Below are 23353 nucleotides of genomic sequence, written 5' to 3' on the forward strand. Positions count from 1 at the left end.
GATGAGTGCTGCCGTCTTCGCCTTGCCGGCGTTTTCATTCCGTTTCTTCCCGATCTGGCGCCGCAATTTCCTCGTCTGGAGAAAGCTGGCGGGAGCTAGCATCCTTGGTAATATCGCCGATCCGCTCATTACGCTGGTCGCGTTCGGGTATGGCCTGGGGAGCCTTTTGCATAGCATTAACGGGATTCCCTATATCCATTTCCTGGCATCCGGATCCATCTGCATGTCCGTGATGATGGCGGCGTCGTTCGAGGCCTTGTATTCGGCCTTTTCCCGTATGCATGTGCAGAAGACATGGGATGCGCTGCTCAACGCGCCGCTGGCTCTGGACGACGTGGTGCTTGCCGAAATGCTATGGGCGGCGACCAAGTCAATGTTTTCCGGTGTCGCCATCCTGATCGTCATTTTCATGCTTGGCATCGGATTGCATCCTACTGTCCTCATCGTGCCGCCATTGTTGTTTCTTATCGGCATGACTTTTGCATCGATAGGTTTGATCATCAATGCGCTCGCCCGCGGGTATGATTTTTTTACGTATTACTTCACGCTCGTGCTGACGCCGATGGTGTTTCTCTCGGGGGTGTATTATCCGACTACGCAGCTTCCCGGCTGGCTGCAGGTCGTTGCCAAGATCCTGCCGTTGGGTGCGGCTGTCAGCCTGATCCGGCCGTTGGTTCTCGGGGAGTGGCCGCGTATGCCATGGGTGGATATCATGATCCTGGTTGCTTATTGTGCAGGCGGGTTCTATGCGGCGACCGTCCTGACGCGTCGCCGGCTGCTGAAATGAATGTCAGTTTTGAAGACAGGATTCGACTATGCAGGATGTATTGCTTGTCCTGACGAATGTTCCCGATGAAGTGACTGCCCACACGATGGCGCGCAGGGTAGTCGGCGACAGGCTTGCAGCTTGCGTCAATGTGTTGCCCGCTGTCCGCTCGATCTACCAGTGGGAGGGCAAGGTCGAGGAGACTGTCGAGGTGACGCTGCTGATCAAGAGCACACAGGACAGGTATGCTGCGCTGGAAGCAGCGATCAGGAAGGCGCATCCCTATGATGTGCCCGAAATCATTGCCATGCCGGTGGCGGCGGGACTGCCGGCTTACTTGAACTGGGTTGTTTCGGAAACAAAAAAGGATGTGGATGTTTAAGTCTTACCGTTCGCACGCGCTGCTTTCGTCCGTTGGCTGGATGGCCACGGGCCTGCTATTTGTCGCCTTGGTCTTGCTTGCGCCGCTTTCTCACGCTGCCGACGATTTTCTCGAACCTGAGATTGCGTTCAAGTTCTCGGCGCGCATGATTGATGAAAAAACCGCCGAAGTCACCTACAGGATCGCCGACGGCTATTACATGTACCGCGAGGCGTTCAAGTTCAAGGCGGAAGGGGCAACGCTCGGCGAGCCGCTGCTTCCGCCGGGAAAGGTGAAGTTCGACGAGACTTTCCAGAAGGATGTCGAATCCTACAGGAAGACTATCGCCATCACCATTCCGGTGACGGCGGGCGGCGCCTTCACGCTCAAGTCGACCGGCCAGGGATGTGCGGACAAGGGCCTGTGCTACCCGCCGATGGAATCGGTGGTCAGGCTTTCGATTGACGGAAGCGCTCCGGCGATATCGATGGCAGGAACGAGTTCCGCAGGGGGGCAGTTGTCATCCCCGGATACGGAGATGGGGAGGATCGAAGCGTCTCTCCAAAGCGGCAAGCTGCTCGTGATCCTGCCGCTGTTCCTGCTGCTCGGCATTGGCCTGTCGTTTACGCCATGCGTGCTGCCGATGGTGCCGATCCTCTCTTCAATCATCGTTGGCGAAGGCACGGGCGTCAGCCGAGGCCGGGGCTTCACCTTGTCGGCGGCGTATTCGCTCGGCATGGCGCTGGTGTACACCGCGCTCGGCGTGGCTGCCGGACTGGCGGGCGAGGGGCTGGCGGCCGCATTGCAGAATCCGTGGGTGCTGGGAGCATTTGCCGTGCTGATGGCCATCCTTTCACTATCCATGTTCGGTGTGTACCAGCTCCAGGTGCCGGCATCCCTCCAGGCCAAACTGGCGGACGCATCCGGCCGCCAGTCGGCGGGCAAAATGGCGGGCGTGTTTGCCATGGGCGCCATTTCGGCCCTGATTGTCGGGCCGTGCGTCGCGGCACCGCTTGCCGGCGCGCTGCTTTACATCAGCCAGACCAGAGACGTGCTGATCGGCGGCAGTGCACTGTTCGCCATGGCGGTCGGCATGAGTGTGCCTCTTCTGCTGGTAGGGGTGTCCGCCGGTGCCTTGTTGCCGCGTGCTGGCGCGTGGATGGATTCGGTGAAATTCTTCTTCGGCGTCCTGATGCTGGGCCTGGCCATCTGGATCGTCACGCCGGTGATTCCCGGCTGGGTGCCAATGGTGGGCTGGGCGGCGCTGGGGATTGGTTACGGCGGCTACCTGCTCTGGAAGGGGGGGAACCTGGCCAAGGTGGCGGGACTGGTTTTCGCGGCATTCGGGCTGGTGCAGCTTGCCGGTGCGGCAACAGGCGGACGCGATCCGCTGGCGCCGATTGCGCACTTGAACGGTGGCGTTCACAAGACGGAATTCAAGCGTGTCAAATCGGTGGCGGAACTGGATGCGGTGATTGCCCGGTCCGCCGGCAAGACTGTCATGCTCGATTTTTATGCAGACTGGTGCGTGTCCTGCATCGAGATGGAGAAACTGACCTTCTCGGACAAGCGCGTGCAGGCCCAGTTCGCGAACATGGTCCTGCTGCAGGCCGATGTCACCGCCAACAATGCGGACGACAAGGAGCTGCTCAAGCGGTTCAAGCTGTTCGGCCCGCCAGGCATTATCTTCTTCGACAAGCAGGGGCGCGAGATTCAGGGAGGGCGCGTGATCGGTTACCAGAATGCGGAGAAGTTCCTGAACTCTCTGTCGCTGGTCTCCAGCTTCTGACAAAAAGCGCCCGGCACCGGGCGCTTTTTTTATCGGTCGTTGTCTTCGAGGTAGCGCTTGCGCCAGAAAAAGACAAGCAGCACGACGACGATGGCCGCCATCATCCCCATCGCGATCCAGAATCCCAAGTCATCTTTCAGCAAGGGCATGGCAGCGAAGTTCATGCCGAAAATGCCGGTGATCAGCGTCAGCGGCATGAACAGCGCCGTGATCACGGTCAGCGTGCGCATGATTTCGCTGGTCCGGTGCGCCATGGCGGAGAAGTGGATTTGCACCGCGGACTCGATGGTCGATTCCAGGCGCTGCGCGTGGTTGAGTACGCGCGTAATGTGTTCCATTACGTCGTTGATGCGCACCAGCATCAAGTCCTTGGTGCGGCTATTGTGCGAGCTGTCCATCGTGTCGACCAGGTAGTCGCGCAATTCCTGTATCGCGTCGCGTTGTCCCTCGCATAAATGGTCGAGCTTGCGCAGCTCGATGCGCGCGTCGAGCAAGGCATTCCAGTCATTGAACGGGCTGCGGGGATTGAGCAGCGCGCGCTGCCAGCGATCGATCTGCGCGGTAAGGGGCTGGCGCAGCGCAAGATACTGGTCAACCATCGCATTGAGCAGCCGGAGCATCAGTTCCTCTGGCGAGGCCGGCGGGCGTACGGTGTGCGGGCCGCCATCCCGCTTGTTCTTGATTTCGAGGAGGCGGGTGCGGGTTGCTTCGATCGTGCGGCTGTTTGCCATGTGTACGGTCACCAGTGCGCGTTCCATCAGCAGGAAGGCGACCGGCTTGGTGGCGAGTTTGGTCAACGCGGGCGGTATCTTCCGTTTTGCCTCCGTGCCGGCGGCATCATCGGACTCGGCAGGTATGCCCGTGCCGTCGAGCGCCAGCTTGCGAAACACCACCATCGCGTAGTCTTGCGTCGAGTCGAAATACGACGGATGGCTGAGGTTGATCACGTCCGTCATGTGAGGGTCGTAGATCTGTGTTCCCGTTGCCTTTGCAATCGTTTCGCGCCATGTCGCAGGATCGGCGGCGACTTCATCGTGGGTGGCATCGATCCACAGGAAGCCGTGCGGCGGCAGTCCTGCGTCGATCTGTTCAAGCTGGGCGACGTGATTGCTATTGACGTGAAAGATATCCATGTCGAGATGGCAGAGTTTTGGCGGGCATCGGAAGCATAACAGGCCAGAACCGGATGCTGCGTGCGAAAACGAAGAGCGGTATGGCAATCGGCAGAGTCGCGGTGCGTGACCGGTAAGGGCGCGCCGGCTCATGACGAAGCCGGCGCGATGCGGAGGGGATCAGATCTGCTTGAGGCGGCGTGCGATGTCGCGCGCAAAGTAGGTCAGCACGCCGTCGGCGCCGGCGCGCTTGAACGATAGCATGGCTTCCATCATCGTCTTGTCGTGGTCGATCCAGCCGTTCTGCGCGGCGGCCTTGATCATCGCGTACTCGCCGCTGACCTGGTAGGCGAAAGTCGGGACCTTGAACTCGTCCTTCACGCGGCGCACGATGTCCAGGTAGGGCATGCCGGGCTTGACCATCACCATGTCGGCGCCTTCGGCCAGGTCGAGCGCAACTTCGCGCAGCGCTTCGTTGCTGTTGGCAGGGTCCATCTGGTAGGTGCTCTTGTCGCTTTTGCCAAGGTTTCCTGCGGAGCCGACCGCGTCGCGGAACGGACCGTAGAAGGCGGACGCGTATTTCGCCGAGTACGCCATGATCCGTGTGTGGATGAAATGGCGCGATTCCAGGGCTGCGCGGATGGCGCCGATGCGGCCGTCCATCATGTCGGAGGGCGCCACGATGTCCACGCCGGCTTCTGCCTGCGTGAGCGCCTGCCTGGTCAGGATGGCGCTGGTTTCGTCGTTGAGCACATAGCCGTCGGCGTTGATGACGCCGTCCTGGCCATGGCTGGTGTACGGGTCAAGCGCGACGTCGGTCAGGATGCCCAGCTCGGGAAAGCGCTGCTTGAGCTCGCGCACGGCGCGCGGCACCAGACCATCCGGGTTCACGGCTTCAATGCCGTCTGGGGTCTTCAGCGAAGAATTAATCACGGGGAACAACGCCATGACCGGGATGCCGAGCGCCACGCATTCCTCGGCGACGCCCAGCAGCAGGTCGACCGACAGGCGTTCCACGCCCGGCATCGACGCGACCTTCTCCCGCTGGTTCTTCCCATCGAGGATGAAGACCGGATAGATCAGGTCGGACGTCGTGATCACGTGCTCGCGCATCATCGCGCGGGAGAAGGCATCCTTGCGCATGCGGCGCATGCGGACGGCGGGAAAATGGTTCGGCGGCAGGGTCTGTGACATGGCAATGTATGGAAAATGGGGACGCGATCGTTAAATTGTATAAATTCCTGAAACTTTTCGTGGGGCGGCTACTCTTAGCGATAGGTGATCATTCACCTCCCGCTTCTCCTCCCTGAGCGGGGCCTATCGTGGCATTAGCGATATGGCGTTACTACCCTGGAGATCTTCCCCTTTCTCCAGGGTTTTTTTTGCCCGCGATCTTTATGGTTGATCGCTATCATCCCCACTGCCGGCCTCGTCGGTCAAGGCAAGCAGATCAAGAATCCTGTCATTTGCTTCTTCCAGGCCGATCCGTTTCAAGGCCGAGAACAACTGTACGGTAAAGGGGAAGGGCTGGCCTTGCTCGTCCACATAGCTTTGCAGCACGGTCTTCGCTTGCCGCAGGGCATTCGTGGACTCGTTGCGGTTCAGCTTGTCGGCCTTGGTCAACAGGCAATGGACCGGCTTGCCGCTCGGGGCAAACCACTCCAGCATTTGCACATCGAGTTCCGTGAACGGGCGGCGCGCGTCCATGATCAGCACCAGTCCGGCGAGCTGTTCGCGGCGTTGGATGTAGGTTCCGAGTAATTCGTTCCAGTGGTTCTTCGCCTCGCCGGGAACCTCGGCATAGCCGTAGCCTGGCAGGTCGACCAGCAGTGCCCGGATTTCATCGACCTTGGTCGGATCCTTGCGGTGCTGCCCGACATGGGCGCCGCCGATGGAGAAATAGTTGATGTGCTGCGTGCGGCCCGGCGTCTTGGATGCAAAAGCGAGCCGTTTCTGGTTGCACAGCAGGTTGATCGCAGTCGACTTGCCTGCATTCGAGCGGCCGGCGAAAGCGATTTCGGGGACTTGCGTTTTTGGCAAATCGCGAAGGTGGTTCACCGTAGTGAAAAAGCGGGCTTGCCAAAGTAGGGACATATAGAGGGGGGAAATGCAGCAAAAGTAGAGGGAAATGCTCGAAAGCTATTGTACAATAAGGGGTTATTGTGTTGTTGCGCCGCAAAAGCACAACGCATTAGCTTTGACCTCTGCCGTTGGCCAGAATTTTAAAATATCCAAGTCCTCAGGGTGTGTGAATGAACCGTGTGTTTTCCCCGTTTGTGAAGTCCTTGTTTGTCGCGATGCTGGCGGTTTCCTCGATCGCTTATGCAGAAGAGAAAAAGGCGCCCGCGGCCGACGCCGCCAAGGGTGAACAGCTGTACAACAGCGGCGACGCTGCCCGCGGCGTGATCGCCTGTGTCGGCTGCCACGGCGCAGCAGGCAATTCCACCATTACGCAAAATCCGAAACTGGGTGCCCAGCACGCGGAATACGTCACCAAGCAGCTCGTCGACTTCAAGTCCGGCCAGCGAAACAACCCGATCATGGGTGGCATCGCCAAGGGCATGTCGGAACAGGACATGAAGAACGTGGCTGCCTACCTCGACAAGCAGGAATCCAAGCCGGGCGCAGCAAAGAACAAGGACACCGTTGAAGCCGGCAAGAAGATCTACCGTGCAGGCATCGCCGAGAAGAACGTTCCGGCATGCGCAGGCTGCCACGGCGCCAGCGGCGCGGGCATCCCGGCGCAATTCGCGCGCCTGGCCGGCCAGCACCAGGACTACACCACGGCCCAGCTGACCGCATTCCGCCAGGGGGCACGCAAGAACAGCGTGCAGATGACGACGATCACCAAGCGCATGTCCGACGATGAAATCCAGGCGGTTTCCGACTACATCGCCGGCCTGAAGTAAGACCAGCAGCAACAAATACATGGAGGGGGTGGCAGATGCCACCCCCTTTTCATTTCCAGGCGCAGATTCATGAATGTAAATACATCCGGATTGCAACTGAAGACCGAACGCCGCTGGCTGGCGGACGCGGTCGAACTGGTTTCGTCGATGCGTTTTGCGATCAGCCTGCTGACGCTGATTGCGATTGCATCGGTCATCGGTACCGTCCTCAAGCAGAACGAGCCGATGCCTAACTACGTCAACCAGTTCGGCCCGTTCTGGTTCGAGATATTCAACAAGCTGGGCCTGTATGCGGTCTACTCCGCGTGGTGGTTCCTGCTGATCATGGCCTTCCTGGTCGTGTCGACCACGCTGTGCATCGTGCGCAACACGCCGAAGATGCTGCGCGACATGCGCAGCTGGCGCGAGAATGTGCGCGAACAGTCTTTGCGCAATTTCCATCACAAGGTGGAGTGGAGTTCCTCGAAGCCGATGGATGCGATGGCACGCGAACTGGCGTTGCGCATCGGCGACAGCGACTACAAATCGCTGACCGTGCCCAAGGAAAACGGCATGCTGATCGCTGCCAAGCACGGCGCCGCCAACAAGTGGGGCTACATCCTCGCGCACAGCGCGATCGTCATCATCTGCATCGGCGGGTTGCTCGATTCGGACCTGCCGATCCGTTTCCAGCAATGGTTCCATGGCAAGGTGCCTTATGCCGGTTCGGGCCTGATCTCGGAAATTCCTCAGCAGCACAGGCTGGGAATCGGCAACCCGACCTTCCGTGCCAACACCTTCATTCCGGAAGGTGCCACCAGCAATACCGCGATGATTCCGCAACAGACCGGCGTTCTGGTGCAGGAGTTACCGTTCTCCATCCAGTTGAAGAAATTCATCATCGAGCATTACTCGACGGGCATGCCCAAACTTTTTGCCAGCGATGTCGTGGTGCGCGACAGCGAGACCGGCAAGACCTTCGAGGCGACGATCAAGGTGAACCAGCCGCTGATCTACAAAGGCATTGCCGTCTACCAGTCGAGCTTCGACGACGGCGGCAGCAAGCTCAAGCTGGCCGCTTATCCGATGGCCGGCGCACAGGACACGCCGTTCCAGCTGGCAGGCGAGGTCGGCGGCTCGACGCCGCTGGGTAATGAGAAAGCGGCGGAGTACACGATTGAATGGTCGGGCTTCCGGGCATTCAACGTCGAGAACATGGCGCAGGGCGGGCAGGACCTGCGTGCTGTGGACGCAAGCAAGAGCTTCAACGAAAAATTCGCCGCCGGCCTGGACAGGCAGCTCGGCTCGGCGGCAAAGAATGCGGACAACAAGGATTTGAAGAACGTCGGCCCGAGCGTGCAATACAAGCTGCGTGACAAGACTGGCCAGGCGCGTGAATTCCATAATTACATGCAACCGGTCCTGCTTGAGGGGGATTATGTGTTCCTCACTGGCATGCGTGATACGCCAAGCGAGCAATTCCGCTACCTGCGCATTCCCGCGGACGACAAGGACTCGGTGGATGAATGGGTGCGCCTGCGCGCCGCACTGTACGTTCCCGCCTTGCGCGAGGCGGCGGCGCAGCGATATGCCATGCAGGCCATGCCGCAGGGAAAGGAGGCGCTGCGCGACCAGCTGCGGGCTTCCGCCTTGCGCGGCCTGGAAATCTTTGCCGGCGACGGCAGGGAAGCCGGCTACGTCGCCGTGACGAAATTCCTCGAACAGGTCCCGCAGGCGGAGCAGCAGAAGGCGGCCGAGATCTTCATGAAGATCCTCAACGGTACACTCTGGGAGTTGTGGCAGGCCGCGCGCGAGAAAGGCGGGCTCAAGCCGGTCGAGGTGGACGAAAAGCACCAGCGTTTCCTGCAGCTCGCCATGAATGCCATGTCCGACGCCAACTTCTACGGCGCGCCGGTCTACCTGCAACTGCAGGAGTTCGAGGAAGTCAAAGCTTCCGTGCTGCAAGTGACGCGCTCGCCGGGCAAGAATGTGGTGTACCTTGGCTGCCTGCTGCTGGTGCTCGGCGTGTTCGCGATGTTTTACATTCGCGAGCGCCGCCTGTGGATCTGGCTGAAGCCGGATGCGGAAGGCCGCACGCATGCGCTGATGGCCATGAGCACGCAGCGCAAGACGCTCGACTTCGAAAAGGAATTCGAAGCATTGAAAGCGCAAGTCCAGAAATAGACGCGCGCTGTTGGAGAAAATGATGGAACTGGCACAATCGCAAACCTACCGTCCCCGCCCGGGCTACTTCAAGCGCCTGACGATGATCGACTGGCTGTATGGCGCAGCCCTGCTCGCCGGCGCGTTGTTCGCGCTCAACCGCTTCGGCGAGTACATGGACGTGTACGAAAAAGGCATCCTGCTGCTGTCCGCGCCAACGTTCGCGTGGCTCGGCTGGCAGTGGAAGCAGGTGCGCTGGCTGATGGCCGTGCTGGCGGCGCTGTCGCTGGCCTCGATTTCGCTCTATGGCAGCGCCCTCGATGCGGCCAACACGAAGTTCTTCCTCAAGTACGGCTTGTCCAGCCAGTCGGCGATCCTGTGGATGAGCACGCTCTTTTTCCTGTCGACGCTGTTCTACTGGGGCGGTCTTGCGATGCGATCCGATTTCGGCGGCGCGGTCGGCAGCAAGCTGTCATGGGCGGCGGTGGTGCTCGGCTTCACCGGCATGCTGGTGCGCTGGTACGAGTCCTACCTTGTCGGTCCCGACGTCGGGCATATCCCGGTGTCGAACCTGTATGAAGTCTTTATCCTGTTCTGCCTGATTACCGCGCTGTTCTACCTGTATTACGAAGAGCATTACGCGACGCGCCAGCTGGGGCCCTTCGTGCTGCTGATCATCTCGGCTGCGGTCGGCTTCCTGCTCTGGTACACGGTGAGCCGCGATGCGGCCGAGATCCAGCCGCTGGTGCCGGCCCTGCAAAGCTGGTGGATGAAGATCCACGTCCCGGCCAATTTCGTCGGCTACGGCACCTTCGCGCTTGCGGCGATGGTGGCGGTCGCCTATCTGCTCAAGCTGAAAGGCTTCCTCGTCGATCGCCTGCCCGCGCTCGAATTGCTGGATGACGTGATGTACAAGGCAATCGCGGTCGGCTTCGCCTTCTTCACCATCGCCACCATCCTCGGCGCGCTGTGGGCGGCGGAAGCCTGGGGCGGTTACTGGTCCTGGGATCCGAAGGAAACCTGGGCGCTGATCGTCTGGCTCAATTACGCTGCCTGGCTGCACATGCGCCTGATGAAAGGCCTGCGCGGGCAAGTCGCCGCATGGTGGGCACTGGTGGGTCTGCTGGTCACGACGTTTGCCTTCCTTGGCGTCAACATGTTCCTTTCCGGCCTGCACTCCTACGGCCAGCTTTAAATCGGTTGGAATAAATCCTCGCTGCCGACGGTTAACCGCATGTGCTGCACGTGCAGCGCACTAACCAGCCAAGCGAGGATTCCATGAAACTCTCCCCCCTGTTTGCCGCGCCCCTCCTGGCGCTCGGCTTGATCGGCTGCGCCGGCATGTCGACTGCCCAGATGCCGGCCACCGCCAAGGACGGCATGCTGACCAATAGCGCCGGCATGACCCTCTACACCTTCGACAAGGATGCTGCCGGCAGCGGGAAGAGCGTCTGCAACGGCCAGTGCGCCGTCAACTGGCCGCCGCTGATGGTCAAGGAGGGCGACAAGGCCGCAGGCGACTACAGCATCGTCACGCGCGACGATGGCGGCAAGCAATGGGCTTACAAGGGCAAGCCGCTCTACCTCTGGATCAAGGACCAGAAACCAGGTGACAAGACCGGCGACGGGGTGAACAATGTGTGGCGTGTAGCCCAGCCGTAACTTTTTTCCGCCATGGCCGATTTCGCCGACCAGCTCGCGCAGCACATTCCCCGCTTGCGGCGGTATGCGCGCGCGCTGACGCACGATCCGGCCTGGTCGGACGACCTGGTCCAGGACACGCTGGAACGTGCGTTGCAACGGCGCTGGCAGTACCGCTTCGACAGCAGCATGACGTCATGGCTGTTTACCATCCTGTACCGACTGTTCCTGAACGACGTTGCGCGCCGCGGCAAGCAGGTGCCCGACGACAGCGACGTGCCGGAGCCGGCCGTGACACCGGACTTGCCGATGCAGATCGACATGCAGCGAGCCCTGGCAAGGCTGACGCCCGAGCACCGTGCCGTCATCGTCCTCATCGGGCTGGAGCAGCTCTCCTACCAGGAGGCTGCGGCAGTGCTGGATATCCCGCTCGGAACCGTGATGTCGCGCCTGTCGCGCGCGCGGGATCAATTGCGCGCCTTGCTCTCCGGCGCGTCCGTTGCCGGCGCCGCGCGGCTTTCACGGATCAAGTGACATGAAGAACGAACCGATCAGCGAACAGGACCTGCATGCCTACGTCGACAACCAGCTCGACGCCGAAAGGCGCGCGCAGGTCGAGGCGTTTCTCGCGGTGCAACCGGAAGCGGCCGCGCTCGTCCAGGATCTGCGCCTGCAAAACCATTTGTTGCATGAGGCCTACGATACGGTGCTCAACGAGCCGGTTCCCATGCGCATGGCCGCTGCCTTACGACGCAAACCCTTGCCCCTTGCATGGGCGGCCAGTGTCGCTGCCCTTGCTATCGGCCTTGTCGCCGGTTGGGCTGCGCGCGACATGATGCAACCGTCGCCGGGGCCGGCGGTATTCGCCGAGCGCGCCCTGCGCGCCCACCTGTTGTACGCCAGTGAAAAGCGGCACCCGGTCGAGGTGCCGGCGGAGCAGGAAGCGCATCTCGTCGCCTGGCTGTCCAAACGCCTGGATGCGCCGATCCGCGCGCCGGCGTTGCATGCGCACGGATTCGCGCTGCTTGGCGGCCGCCTGTTGCCGGGCGACGAAGGGCCGCTGGCGCAATTGATGTACGAATCTTCCGACGGCGAACGGCTGACGCTTGTGGTGCGGCGCACGGGCCGCGATTCCGGCGACACTCGCTTCCAGGTGCTGGAACAAAACGGCAACAGTGTCTTCTACTGGGTAGACCGGGACTACGGTTATGCCCTTTCCGGCGGCGTGGGCAAGAACCGCATGATGGAAGTCGCCAGGGCGGTGGATGCCCAACTGCGCCGTCCGTGAAATTGATGTAAGGTTTTCCCGATCAGCGCAGACCAAGCAGTGACATCACTCTTGCGGGGAATTCATGTTAATCAAGCGCAATGCCAACGGACTGGATATTCCTTTTCCGTCCGAAATTACACCGCGCCACGTATTCGAAGCGCGCCGCAGCTTCATCAAGCAGCTTGCCCTCGGCTCGATTGCCGCGGCCGCGCCCAGCCTGCTTGTGCAGGAGGCGTTCGCCCAGACCGGACCGAAGCTTCCGGCGAAACAGAATTCAGCCTTCGTCGTGATGGACAAGCCGACATCCTACAAGGATGCGACGAGCTATAACAACTTCTACGAATTCGGCACCGAGAAGGACGATCCTGTCCGTGCAGCAGGATCGCTGCTCACGCGCCCCTGGACGGTCGCCATCGAGGGCGAGGTCAAGAAGCCGATGACGCTCGACATCGACAGCCTGCTCAGGCTGGCGCCACTGGAAGAGCGTATCTACCGCCTGCGGTGCGTTGAGGGCTGGTCGATGGTGATTCCCTGGATAGGCTACTCGTTTTCGGAAATCATCAAGCGGGTAGAGCCGACCGGGAATGCAAAGTATGTCGAGTTCGTCACGCTCGCCGACCGCAAGCAGATGCCCGGCCTGCGCAGCCCGGTGCTCGAATGGCCCTATGTGGAAGGCTTGCGTCTCGACGAGGCCAGCCACCCGCTGACCCTGCTGACGCTCGGCATGTACGGCGAAGTCCTGCCGAACCAGAACGGCGCGCCGGTGCGCATTGTCGTGCCATGGAAGTATGGTTTTAAGTCGGCCAAGTCCATCGTCAAGATCCGCTTCGTGAAGGACCAGCCGAAAACCGCGTGGAATATTTCGGCACCGCAGGAATACGGCTTCTATTCCAACGTCAATCCCGAGGTCGATCACCCGCGCTGGTCGCAGGCGACCGAACGGCGCATCGGCGAGGATGGCTTTCTCACGCGCAAGCGCAAGACGCTGATGTTCAATGGCTACAGCGACGTGGCATCGCTGTACTCCGGCATGGACCTGAAGAAGCTCTACTGATGATCACGTCGAGACAAATCACGTTCGCGAAGACTGTATTGTTCGCGGCTTCGCTGCTTCCCTTTGCACGGCTGGTGCTGTTCGCGTTCACCGACCGCCTGGGAGCGAACCCCATCGAATTCATCACGCGCAATACCGGCGACTGGACCTTGTACTTCCTGTGCTTGACCCTGAGCGTGACACCGCTGCGGAAACTGACGGGGATGCACTGGCTGATCAGGTTGCGGCGCATGCTCGGGCTGTTCGCGTTTTTCTACGCGACGCTGCACTTCGCCACCTTCCTCTGGTTCGACCATTTCTTCGATATCAATGAGATGTTGAAGGACGTGGTGAAACGGCCCTTCATCACGGTGGGATTCACGGCTTTCGTGCTGCTCATTCCATTGGCAGTAACGAGTACGAACGGGATGGTGAAACGGCTAGGCGGCAAGCGCTGGCAGTGGCTGCACAGGCTGGTCTACCTGATCGCGCCGCTGGGCATCCTGCATTTCTGGTGGATGAAGGCGGGCAAGAACGACTTTGCCCAGCCTATCCTGTTCGGAAGCATCGTCGCTGTGCTGTTGCTCGTGCGACTGTGGTGGAATGTGATCCAGCCGCAGCTGGAGCGGCGCCGGACGAGCCTGGCGCCGGGATGCGGATTACGGGAGCAGCGTCTCGAGCGCAAATAGCTCGCCCGGCGTTTCGCGGCGGCGGATCAGATGTACCTGGTCGCCGTCGACCATCACTTCAGCCGCGCGGCCGCGCGTATTGTAGTTGGACGACATCGTCATGCCGTACGCGCCGGCCGACATGATCGCCAGCAGGTCGCCTTGCTCGATCGCCAGCGCGCGTTCGCGCGCCAGCCAGTCGCCCGACTCGCACACGGGGCCGACGATATCGTAGGTCTTCTGTGTCCCCACGCGCTGCACGACCGGTTGCACGCCATGCCATGCCTCGTACATCGCCGGGCGCATCAGGTCGTTCATGGCCGCATTGACGATGGCGAAGTTCTTCGCCGCGCCATGCTTCAGGTATTCGACTTCCGTAAGCAGCAGGCCGGCATTGCCGACGATGGAGCGGCCGGGTTCGAACATCACCTGGATCGGTTTGCCCTTGTACTGGTGCAGGCGCCACTTGTCGATCTTCGCGAACAGGCGGCCGAGGTAATCGCCGATCGCCACCGGCTTGTCCTTGTCGTAGGTGATGCCGATGCCGCCGCCGATGTCCAGATGGTGCAGCACGATGCCTTCTTGCGTCAGGCGATCAACCAGCTCGATCAGGCGGTCGAGCGCTTCGAGCAGCGGGGCGTCGTCCAGCAGTTGCGAACCGATATGGCAGTCGATGCCGGCGACGCGGATATGCGGCAGCGTCGCCGCGGTACGGTAAGCGGTCAGCGCCTCGTCATAGGCGATGCCGAACTTATTTTCCTTCAGGCCGGTGGAAATGTAGGGATGCGTCTTCGCGTCGACGTTGGGATTGACGCGCAGCGAAACCGGCGCCTGCTTGCCCATCTCGCCCGCCACTTCATTCAGGCGATGCAGTTCGGCGGTCGATTCGACGTTGAAGCACAGGATGTCGTGCGACAGCGCCAGCTTCATTTCCTCGTGGGTCTTGCCCACGCCGGAGAAGATGACCTTGCTCGGATCGCCGCCCGCCGCGATCACGCGCAGTAGTTCGCCGCCGGACACGATATCGAAACCGGAGCCGAGCTTGCTCAGCAGGTCCAGCACCGCCAGATTGGAATTCGACTTGACCGAATAGCAGACCAGCGCCGTGCTTTCGTCGCGCCGGTTTTCACGGCAGGCATTCGAGTAGGCGGAGAAATTCTCGACCAGCGCCGCCTTGGAATAGACGTAGGTCGGGCTGCCGAACTGGCGGGCAATCTCGGTCAGCGGAACGTTTTCGGCGTAAAGCGCGCCGTTCTTGTAGGAAAAGTGGGGCATGGTATGAGCAGACAACTATTTGGAAGCGGGCGCCGTGCCTTGTGCAGGCGCCGCCGGCGGAGCGGGTGTTGCCGCGGGCTGTTTGGCGGGCAGGTAGAGCGGGCCTTTCTGGCCGCATCCGGCAAGCAGGATTGCCATGGACAGACCGGCAACACGCGACAGGTCAAGAACTGACTTCACGATTAGAATCACGGTTTTGGGAACCCATGGAGTGTAGCATGACTGAATCCGAATTCCTGGCGCTGGCGGACGAGACGCTGGGCGCCATCGAGGCAGCATTGGAGCGCGCCGCGAACGAGATTGACCTGGACGTCGAGTGCAGCCGCAGCGGCAATGTGCTCGAGATCGAATTCGTCGACAACGGCTCGAAAATCATCGTCAACAGCCAGGCGCCGATGCAGGAGATGTGGGTTGCGGCGCGTTCGGGCGGTTTCCATTACAAGCGGGTCGACGGGCAGTGGCGAAACACGCGCGATCAGTCCGAAATGTTCGCCTCGCTGTCGACGATGGTGACGGAGCAGGGCGGTGTTGCCGTGTCGTTGAGCGAGAACGGATAAAAAAGCCGGAATCCCTTTGGGAGATTCCGGCCCGGACTGAATGAGGCGTATGGTCAGAACAGCTCGTTCTTCACATCGTCCTTCCCTTTCTCTTCTTCCGTTCCCATGCTGTTGCCAAGCCCGAGACTACGGACGCCGGTGCCTGGCGGATTTTCGATGTAATAGTATTCCCCGCCGGACTGGATGACCCCTTCCGGAACCGGCCGTTCCTCGACCGGTACATCCTTGAGCGCCTTGCTCATGTAACTGATCCAGATCGGCAGGGCGAGTCCGCCGCCGGTTTCCTTGTTGCCGAGGTTTTTCGGCTGGTCGAAGCCGATCCACGCCACCGCCACGATCTTCGGCTGGTAGCCGGCAAACCACGCGTCGATCGAGTCGTTCGTGGTGCCGGTCTTGCCGGCGATATCCGGCCGTTTCATCGCCAGGGCGCGCGTCGCCGTCCCTTGCTTGACCACGTCCTTCATCATGCTGTCCATCAGGAAGGCGTTGCGCACGTCGATCACCCGGTTCTGCTCTTCGCCGGCGCGGTCGGGGGCGGCGGTGGACAGGACCCGGCCGGTCGTATCTGTTACCTTGGAGATGATATACGGGCTGACTCGGTAGCCACCGTTGGCGAACACGGCATATGCACCCGCCATCTGCAACGGCGTTACCGCTCCAGCACCTAGCGCCAGCGTCAGGTAGGGCGGATTCTTCTCTGCCTCGAAGCCGAAGCGGGTCGCATACTCCTGGCCGTACTTCGCGCCGATCTTGTGCAGGATGCGGATCGACACCATGTTCTTCGACTTGGCCAGGCCCTTGCGCATCGGCATCGGGCCTTCGTATTTGCCGTCGTAGTTCTTTGGTTCCCATGCTTGCCCGCCGGTCTGGCCCGCGTCGAAGCTGATCGGAGAGTCGGCGATGATCGTGGATGGCGACATACCCTTTTCGAGCGAAGCCGAATAGATGAACGGCTTGAACGAGGAACCCGGCTGACGCCATGCCTGCGTGACATGGTTGAACTTGTTGCGGTTGAAGTCGAAGCCCCCGACCAGCGCGCGAATGGCGCCGTCTTCGGTATTGGCCGCGACAAATGCTGATTCCACTTCAGGCATCTGGGTGATCGTCCAGGCATTGTTATCCTGGGTCACACGTACGATGGCACCACGGCGCACTTTCTTGGCCGGCGGCGCCTTGTCGCTCAACAAATTGGTTGCGAAGCTGAGTCCAGGTCCGGTAATGGTGATTTCTTCGCCCGACGAGAGCACAGCCTTCACGCTCTTGGGCGAAGCTTCCAGGACCACGGCCGCGACGATGTCGTCGCTGTCGGGATGCTCGGCCAGCTCGACTTCGATGGCGTGGTCCGCCTCTTCCTTCGATGCCGGAATCTCCATGTAGCCTTCCGGGCCGCGATAGCCGTGGCGCTTCTCGTAGTCCATTACGCCGCGCCGCAGCGCCAGGTAGGCCGCATCCTGGTCGGCCTTGGTGATCGTCGTGTAGACGTTCAGGCCGCGTGTATACGTTTCATCCTTGAACTGGTCGTAGACCAGCTGGCGCGTCATTTCGGCGACGTATTCGGCATGGACGCCGAACTCGCTGCTGTTGGTCTTGATTTTCAGGGCCTGGTCCTTGGCCGCTTCGTACTGGGCATCCGTGATGTAGCCCAGCTGGAGCATGCGCTGCAGGATGTACTGCTGGCGGATGCGTGCCCGCTTCGGATTGGCCACCGGGTTGTAGGCCGACGGCGCTTTCGGCAGGCCGGCCAGCATCGCGGCTTCGGCCACCGTGATGTCCGCGAGCTTCTTGCCGAAGTAGATCTGCGCCGCGGACGAGAATCCGTAGGCGCGCTGTCCCAGGTAGATCTGGTTCATGTACACCTCAAGGATCTGGTCCTTCGACAGGTTCTGCTCGATCTTCCAGGCCAGCAGCATCTCGTAGATCTTGCGCTTGAGGGTCTGTTCGCTGGACAGGAAGAAATTGCGGGCGACCTGCTGCGTAATGGTCGACGCGCCCTGTCTCGAGCTGTTGGTCAGGTTGTGGATGGCCGCCCGCATGATGCCGAGGTAATCGACGCCGCTGTGGTCGTAGAAACGGTCATCCTCGATGGCCAGGACGGCCTTTTTCATGATGTCCGGCACATCCTTGATCCGCACCAGATTGCGGCGCTCCTCGCCGAACTCGCCGATCAGCACGTTATCGGCGGAATAGATCCGCAGCGGGATTTTCGGCCGGTAATCGGTCAGGGTATCCAGTGCCGGCAGGTTCGGGTAGGCCATGGCCAGCGCGAAGCAGATGATCAATACGCCGATGACGGCAAGACCGACTACTGCTCCGAACAGGCCGAGGATGAGGCGCGTAAGCATGGAAAAGCGGGGCTTCGACGCTTCTTTGGGGGCGTCACCTTCAGGTTTATTGCTGGACATGCGGGGGGATGAGAAGGAGAAAATTGGACTTCTGGATTATAACGGTGGGCAACATTATCGGATATTAGTAGAATTTCAATGTTTCTCACCGCAACGCGTCGGCTTTTGGCAACTGGTTACAAATTCCTGTACGGAAATCGCTTTACATCGCTCGAAGCTTATTGCTAGGATTTAATGTAACGTTGGATATATATCACCTAAATATTGGTTTTTAAACGGATTTTTTGTTGAAGTACCACTATATCCGTTGCTTCGACATATAAATAAGTGGTGCGTTCACGCAATAAGCCACATTTTCGGGGAGTAAAACCCTTGGCCATTGATCTCGGATCGTTACTCGGCAAGAAGAATCCACCGTTGATCGGGCTGGATATCAGTACCTCGGGCGTCAAACTCGTCGAACTGTCTGAAACGGGCAAGAGCGAATATCGGCTGGAACGCATCGCGAATGAACCCTTGCCGCGCGGCGCCGTCGTGGACGGCAACATCGAAAACATCGAACAGGTGTCCGAGGCGGTTCGCCGTGTCTGGAAAAAAAGCGGCACCAAGGCCAAGCACGTGGCGCTCGGCATGCCACCTGCATCGGTCATCACCAAGAAAATCATCCTGCCCGCCGGCCTGTCGGAAGACCAGCTCGAAGTCCAGGTCGAGAGCGAGGCCAACCAGTACATTCCGTTTGCCCTCGAAGAGGTCAGCCTCGATTTCTGCGTGATCGGCCTGGCGCAGAATTCGCCGGACGACGTCGAGGTCCTGATCGCCGCAACGCGCAAGGAAAAGGTGGAAGACCGGGTCGCCGTGGCTGAAGCCGCCGGCCTCAAGCCAGTTGTCATGGACATCGAATCGTATGCGGCACGCACCGCAGTGGACAGGATTACGGCGCAACTGCCGAAAGGCGGGCAGGGGCAGATTGTCGCCCTGTTCCAGATCGGCGCGCAGGCAACGCATGTGTCCGTGCTGCAGGACGGACAAACCATCTACGAGCGCGAGCAACCCTTTGGCGGCAACCAGCTGACGCAGGACATCGTACGCGCCTATGGATTGTCATTCGAAGACGCCGAATCCAAGAAGCGCTCCGGCGACCTGCCCGACGGCTATGACCGGGAACTGATAGAACCCTTCCTGGAAAACGCTGCACTTGAAGTGACGCGCGCCATCCAGTTCTTCTTCACGTCCACCCCCTACACGCACATCGACCAGATTTTCCTGGCGGGAGGTTGTGCAGCCATTCCCGGGCTGGTTGAGATCGTCGCCGAGCGGGCCAAGGTGTCGACTTCTGTTGTCAGCCCCTTCAAGGGAATGCAGCTCGCGTCGACCATCCGTGAAAAGCAGTTGCGTGCCGAAGCGCCGGCGTATCTGGTTGCTTGCGGCCTGGCGATGCGGAGGTTTGAAGAATGATTCGTATCAACCTTCTCCCTCATCGCGAGGAAAAGCGCAAGCAGCGGAAAATTGCCTTTGTGCGCTTGCTTGTCCTGGCGTCGGCGATGGGCCTTGCAATCTCCGTCGCGTACGCAGCCTTCATCGGCGCCAAGATTGCCAACCAGAACCAGCGGAACAGCTTCATCAAGACGGAGAACGCCAAGCTGGACGCCGAGATCAAGGAAATCGCAACGCTCAAGCAGGAAATCGAAGCCTTGCAGGCGCGTCAGCAGGCCGTGGAAGACTTGCAGAGCGACCGCAACCAGCCGGTCTACCTGATGGACGAGCTGGTCAAGCAGGTTCCGGAAGGCATTTACCTGCGCGCGTTCAAGCAGGACAATCAACGCGTCGCAGTCAGCGGCTACGCGCAGTCCAACGAGCGCGTATCGGAACTGCTGCGCAACCTCGGCAACAATTCCCCGTGGCTGGAACGTCCGGACCTGATCGAAATCCGCTTGGCCAACCTTGGCCAGGGCAGGGACGCCAAGAAGGTATTCGACTTCACGGTGAACGTCGGCATCAAGCGCCCGCGCGAAAAGGAACAGGCCGCCGCAACTCCCCCGAAGAAGCAGCCCTGACAGGAAAGACGCACTATGGCAGATCTAAAGAAAATCGGGGATACGATAGCCAGCCAGTTCCGCGGCCTCAACGGACGCGACCCGGGACAGTGGCCCATCATTCCGCAACTGCTGTGCGCGTTCGGCACCCTCGTGGGCGTCATTGTGCTCGGGTGGTTCCTTTACCTTAGCGGCCAGCAGGACGAACTCGAGCTTGGCGAGCAGGAAGAAGTCAAGCTGCGCGAAGAGTACAAGACCAAGGTGCGGCAGGCGATCAACCTGGAGGGACTGCGCAAGCAGCGGGACCAGGTGAACGAGTACGTTTCCACGCTGGAGAAGCAATTGCCCAGCAAGGCCGAGATGGATGCGCTGCTTTCCGACATCAACCAGGCCGGACTTGGACGCGGCCTCCAGTTCGAGCTGTTCAAGCCCGGACAGGTCGTCGTCAAGGACTACTACGCGGAGCTGCCGATCGACATCAAGGTGACCGGCAGTTATCACGACATCGGCGCCTTTACCAGCGACATTGCCAACCTGCCGCGGATTGTTACCTTGAACAACCTGAACCTTGTCACAGGCAAGGACGGCACCCTGACGCTCGAAGCCGTCGCGAAGACCTTCCGCTACCTGGACAAGGATGAAGTCGCCGCACAGCGCAAGGTGGCTGAGGAAAAGGCCAAGAAGGCGAAAGGGGCGAAGAAATGATGATTCCACGCGCCTTGATGACGGCCGTCTCGCTGGCGGCCTTGAGCGTGCTCGCGGGATGCGGGGACGGCGGTTTGCAGGAAGTGAAGGACTGGATGAAGGAAGTGCGGTCGCAGACGCCCGTGTCCGTGCCGAAGATATCCGAGCCGAAAAAATTCGTGCCATTTTCCTATAGCGGCAAGGACGAGTTCGACCCGTACAATCCGGCAAAGCTCTCGGTCGCCTTGGCCAAGCTGCAAGCGAATACCGGCGGCGGCCTCAAACCCGATCTCGAACGCCGGAAAGAGCCATTGGAGAGTTATCCGCTCGACAGCATCAAGATGGTCGGCACATTGGAGAAGCCAGGATTGAGCTACGCTCTCCTGCAGGTGGACAAGGTAGTGTTTCAAGCAAAGGTCGGCAACTATGTCGGCCAGAACTTCGGCATGATCACCAGGATTACCGACACGGAAGTCGAGATCAAGGAGATCGTGCGGGATGCCGCGGGCGAGTGGACCGAACGCAAAGCCAAGTTAGAGTTGCAGGAGAATAAGAAATGATGGCCGCACATACATACCTAAGAGGCTTTGGTGCCGACGTGCGCAGTGTGTTGCGTCGACTCGTGATGGCAGGCTTGTCGCTCGCCTGCTGCATTGCCTACGCGCAGGAAAACGCGATCGAATCGATCGGCGCCAATCAGCAGGGCGCCAACGTCATCGTGAAGGTGAAGCTGAAGAAGCCGCTGGCCAAGTCGCCGATCGGCTTTTCCATTACCAACCCGGCGCGAATCGCCCTCGATTTTTCCGGTACATCGAATGCAACCGGGAAGATATCCCAGGACATCGGGTTGGGCGACGTGCGGAGCGTGAATGTTGTACAGGCAGGCGAGCGTTCGCGCATTGTCTTTAACCTGCTGCGGCCGCTCAACTATGCGACCGTCGTGGAAGGCGACATTGTCATTGTCACCATCGACGGCTCCGGCGGGATCGCGTCGGGGGTGAATGCTGCCGGCGTTCCGGTTGCGACCGCTCCGGCTGTCCCGGTCAAGCAGGTGTTGCGCGATATCGATTTCAGGAGGGGCGTACTCGGAGAAGGCCGCATTGTCGTCGACCTGCCCAGCAATCAGGTGGCAGTCGATGTGCGCCAGCAAGGACAATCGATCGTTGTTGATTTTGTGAAGACCGGATTGCCCGAAGTATTGCGCCGCCGTCTTGACGTTGCCGATTTCGGCACGCCGGTGCAGACCATCACGACATCCCCGCAAGGCGAAAATGTCCGCATGGTCATCGAGCCCAAGGGGCTGTGGGAGCACAGTGCGTACCAGAGCGATACCCAGCTGGTGGTCGAGGTCAAACCCATCAAGGAAGATCCCAACAAGCTGGTCCAGGGGACGCAGGGATATCGTGGCGAACGCCTGTCGCTCAATTTCCAGAACGTCGAAGTCCGCGCTGTTCTCCAGGTGATTGCGGATTTCACCGGCTTGAACATCATCACCAGCGACACGGTGAGCGGCAATGTCACCTTGCGCCTGAAAGATGTGCCTTGGGACCAAGCGCTCGACATCGTCATGCAGGCGAAGGGCCTGGACATGCGCAAGAACGGCTCCGTGCTGTGGATCGCGCCCAAGGACGAGCTATTGACGAAGGAGAAGCTTGAGCTGGAACAGAAGGCCCAGATTGCCGAACTGGAGCCGCTCAAGACGGAAACCTTCCAGCTGAATTACCAGAAGGCCGAGTCCTTCAAGCAGGTGCTCGGTGTCGAGGGGACGGATTCCAAGAAGAGTATTCTTTCCAAGCGGGGTAGCGCGGTCATCGACCCGCGCACGAACCAGCTGTTCGTGACGGACATCGCATCCAAGCTTGAGGAAATCCGCAAACTTGTCCAGAAGACCGATATCGCTTCGAAGCAGGTCCTGATTGAAGCGAGAATCGTCGAGGCTGACGACAAGTTCAGCAAGAACTTGGGCGCAAAGCTCGGCTTCACCGACTTGCGCACGCTGCGTGGCGGCGATACCGGTTGGCAGATTTCGCGCAGAAGCAATGCAAGGATGGCCGTCACCGGCAACCTGACGGGCGTCGGCGAGCAGACGGGACAGGTCGAGGAAGAAGACAGCGGATACAACAACAGCCAGTTCATCAATCTTCCGGCTGCCGGCATCAATGGCATAGCTCCGGGAACGCTGGCTGTCAGCCTGTTTTCGGCTGCCGCGAACCGTTTCCTGAACCTCGAGCTTTCCGCACTGGAAGCGGACGGCAAAGGCAAGATCATTTCCAGCCCGCGCGTCGTTACAGCTGACCAGTTAAAGGCCGTAATCGAACAGGGTACGGAACTCCCGTATCAGGTTGCTACCTCGAGCGGAGCTACGTCGATCATGTTCCGCAAGGCGAACCTCAAGCTTGAAGTTACGCCCCAAATTACACCGGACGGAAACGTCATCCTCGACGTCGACGTCAACAAAGACAGTGTTGGTGTCGAAACCCGGGCAGGTTTTGCGATCGATACCAAGCACGTGAAGACGCAGGTGCTTGTGGAAAATGGCGGAACGGTTGTCCTCGGTGGTATTTTCCAGCAAGTCGAGCGTGAGCAGGTATCGAAGGTGCCGGTGTTTGGCGACATTCCTGTTGTCGGCCATCTGTTCAAGACGCAGGGACGTACCAATGACAAGACGGAGCTTTTGATTTTCATTACACCTAAAATAGTTGCCGACCGCGTGGTAGCACGCTAACCAAGAGCAATAAGCAAGAATTCGAATAACGTTAAGGGTAGGGCTT

General features: G+C 60.0%; 23 protein-coding genes. 17 read left to right on the plus strand and 6 right to left on the minus strand.

Annotation, left to right across the window (positions count from 1 at the left end):
- Position 1 precedes the first annotated feature (1 nt).
- Genes AC3WOY_RS16420 through dsbD form a run of 3 tightly spaced genes read left to right on the plus strand, consistent with a single transcriptional unit; the run spans position 2 to position 2916 of the window.
- Positions 2-787 carry an ABC transporter permease gene (locus AC3WOY_RS16420; RefSeq protein ID WP_492425632.1) on the plus strand — a complete coding sequence of 262 codons (786 nt, stop codon included), beginning with the start codon at positions 2-4 and terminating at the stop codon, positions 785-787.
- 28 nt (positions 788-815) lie between these two features.
- Positions 816-1148 carry a divalent-cation tolerance protein CutA gene (cutA, locus tag AC3WOY_RS16425; protein ID WP_492425633.1) on the plus strand — a complete coding sequence of 111 codons (333 nt, stop codon included), beginning with the start codon at positions 816-818 and terminating at the stop codon, positions 1146-1148.
- Positions 1135-2916 (plus strand): protein-disulfide reductase DsbD, encoded by a 1782-nt coding sequence (gene dsbD / locus AC3WOY_RS16430; protein ID WP_492425634.1) that lies wholly within the window; start codon positions 1135-1137, stop codon positions 2914-2916. The genes cutA and dsbD overlap by 14 nt, the downstream gene beginning before the upstream one ends.
- A 29-nt stretch (positions 2917-2945) precedes the next feature.
- Here dsbD and AC3WOY_RS16435 read toward each other — a convergent pair whose 3' ends face one another.
- From AC3WOY_RS16435 to yihA, 3 genes are all read right to left on the minus strand, one after another.
- On the minus strand, positions 2946-4049 hold the full coding sequence (locus AC3WOY_RS16435; protein ID WP_492425635.1) for a magnesium transporter CorA family protein: 1104 nt from the start codon (positions 4047-4049) through the stop codon (positions 2946-2948).
- 159 nt (positions 4050-4208) lie between these two features.
- Positions 4209-5222 (minus strand): porphobilinogen synthase, encoded by a 1014-nt coding sequence (hemB, locus tag AC3WOY_RS16440; RefSeq protein WP_492425636.1) that lies wholly within the window; start codon positions 5220-5222, stop codon positions 4209-4211.
- A 201-nt stretch (positions 5223-5423) separates the two neighbouring features.
- Positions 5424-6122 (minus strand): ribosome biogenesis GTP-binding protein YihA/YsxC, encoded by a 699-nt coding sequence (gene yihA / locus AC3WOY_RS16445; RefSeq protein WP_492425638.1) that lies wholly within the window; start codon positions 6120-6122, stop codon positions 5424-5426.
- 158 nt (positions 6123-6280) lie between these two features.
- On the opposite strand from yihA, the gene AC3WOY_RS16450 reads away from it, so the two are divergent.
- From AC3WOY_RS16450 to msrQ, 8 genes are all read left to right on the plus strand, one after another.
- Positions 6281-6937 (plus strand): c-type cytochrome, encoded by a 657-nt coding sequence (locus AC3WOY_RS16450; protein ID WP_492425640.1) that lies wholly within the window; start codon positions 6281-6283, stop codon positions 6935-6937.
- Between the two features lie 69 nt (positions 6938-7006).
- Complete coding sequence (locus AC3WOY_RS16455; RefSeq protein ID WP_492425642.1) at positions 7007-9100, plus strand: cytochrome c biogenesis protein ResB; 2094 nt, start codon at positions 7007-7009, stop codon at positions 9098-9100.
- 22 nt (positions 9101-9122) lie between these two features.
- On the plus strand, positions 9123-10274 hold the full coding sequence (ccsB, locus tag AC3WOY_RS16460) for a c-type cytochrome biogenesis protein CcsB (protein WP_492429329.1): 1152 nt from the start codon (positions 9123-9125) through the stop codon (positions 10272-10274).
- An 83-nt stretch (positions 10275-10357) separates the two neighbouring features.
- On the plus strand, positions 10358-10741 hold the full coding sequence (locus tag AC3WOY_RS16465) for a COG4315 family predicted lipoprotein (RefSeq protein WP_492425644.1): 384 nt from the start codon (positions 10358-10360) through the stop codon (positions 10739-10741).
- Between the two features lie 12 nt (positions 10742-10753).
- Positions 10754-11254 carry an RNA polymerase sigma factor gene (locus AC3WOY_RS16470; protein ID WP_492425646.1) on the plus strand — a complete coding sequence of 167 codons (501 nt, stop codon included), beginning with the start codon at positions 10754-10756 and terminating at the stop codon, positions 11252-11254.
- A gap of 1 nt (position 11255) precedes the next feature.
- The gene (locus AC3WOY_RS16475) at positions 11256-12008 is read left to right on the plus strand and encodes an anti-sigma factor family protein (RefSeq protein ID WP_492425648.1); all 753 of its coding nucleotides are present in this window, start codon (positions 11256-11258) and stop codon (positions 12006-12008) included.
- A gap of 64 nt (positions 12009-12072) precedes the next feature.
- On the plus strand, positions 12073-13044 hold the full coding sequence (gene msrP, locus AC3WOY_RS16480; protein ID WP_492425650.1) for a protein-methionine-sulfoxide reductase catalytic subunit MsrP: 972 nt from the start codon (positions 12073-12075) through the stop codon (positions 13042-13044).
- On the plus strand, positions 13044-13712 hold the full coding sequence (gene msrQ, locus AC3WOY_RS16485) for a protein-methionine-sulfoxide reductase heme-binding subunit MsrQ (RefSeq protein WP_492425652.1): 669 nt from the start codon (positions 13044-13046) through the stop codon (positions 13710-13712). The genes msrP and msrQ overlap by 1 nt, the downstream gene beginning before the upstream one ends.
- On the opposite strand, the gene lysA is transcribed toward msrQ, so the two are convergent.
- On the minus strand, positions 13683-14966 hold the full coding sequence (lysA, locus tag AC3WOY_RS16490) for a diaminopimelate decarboxylase (protein ID WP_492425654.1): 1284 nt from the start codon (positions 14964-14966) through the stop codon (positions 13683-13685). The genes msrQ and lysA overlap by 30 nt on opposite strands.
- Positions 14967-14981: 15 nt before the next feature.
- The gene (gene lptM, locus AC3WOY_RS16495; RefSeq protein ID WP_492425656.1) at positions 14982-15146 is read right to left on the minus strand and encodes an LPS translocon maturation chaperone LptM; all 165 of its coding nucleotides are present in this window, start codon (positions 15144-15146) and stop codon (positions 14982-14984) included.
- A gap of 38 nt (positions 15147-15184) precedes the next feature.
- Here lptM and cyaY point away from each other — a divergent pair, with 38 nt between their 5' ends.
- Positions 15185-15523: an iron donor protein CyaY gene (cyaY, locus tag AC3WOY_RS16500; RefSeq protein WP_492425658.1), complete on the plus strand. Its 339-nt coding sequence runs from the start codon at positions 15185-15187 to the stop codon at positions 15521-15523.
- Positions 15524-15576: 53 nt separating this feature from the next.
- On the opposite strand, the gene AC3WOY_RS16505 is transcribed toward cyaY, so the two are convergent.
- Positions 15577-17865 carry a penicillin-binding protein 1A gene (locus tag AC3WOY_RS16505; RefSeq protein WP_492425660.1) on the minus strand — a complete coding sequence of 763 codons (2289 nt, stop codon included), beginning with the start codon at positions 17863-17865 and terminating at the stop codon, positions 15577-15579.
- A 372-nt stretch (positions 17866-18237) separates the two neighbouring features.
- Here AC3WOY_RS16505 and AC3WOY_RS16510 point away from each other — a divergent pair, with 372 nt between their 5' ends.
- From AC3WOY_RS16510 to AC3WOY_RS16530, 5 genes are all read left to right on the plus strand, one after another.
- Positions 18238-19320 carry a pilus assembly protein PilM gene (locus AC3WOY_RS16510; RefSeq protein WP_492425662.1) on the plus strand — a complete coding sequence of 361 codons (1083 nt, stop codon included), beginning with the start codon at positions 18238-18240 and terminating at the stop codon, positions 19318-19320.
- Positions 19317-19919, plus strand: coding sequence for a PilN domain-containing protein (locus tag AC3WOY_RS16515; RefSeq protein ID WP_492425664.1), 603 nt, complete (start codon positions 19317-19319; stop codon positions 19917-19919). The genes AC3WOY_RS16510 and AC3WOY_RS16515 overlap by 4 nt, the downstream gene beginning before the upstream one ends.
- 15 nt (positions 19920-19934) lie before the next feature.
- Positions 19935-20603 (plus strand): type IV pilus inner membrane component PilO, encoded by a 669-nt coding sequence (locus tag AC3WOY_RS16520; protein WP_492425666.1) that lies wholly within the window; start codon positions 19935-19937, stop codon positions 20601-20603.
- Positions 20600-21142 (plus strand): pilus assembly protein PilP, encoded by a 543-nt coding sequence (locus tag AC3WOY_RS16525; protein WP_492425668.1) that lies wholly within the window; start codon positions 20600-20602, stop codon positions 21140-21142. The genes AC3WOY_RS16520 and AC3WOY_RS16525 overlap by 4 nt, the downstream gene beginning before the upstream one ends.
- A 65-nt stretch (positions 21143-21207) precedes the next feature.
- Positions 21208-23307 carry a type IV pilus secretin PilQ gene (locus tag AC3WOY_RS16530; RefSeq protein ID WP_492429331.1) on the plus strand — a complete coding sequence of 700 codons (2100 nt, stop codon included), beginning with the start codon at positions 21208-21210 and terminating at the stop codon, positions 23305-23307.
- The last annotated feature ends 46 nt before the right edge of the window (positions 23308-23353 follow it).

Source organism: Noviherbaspirillum sp. FW303-A3, from assembly GCF_058788695.1.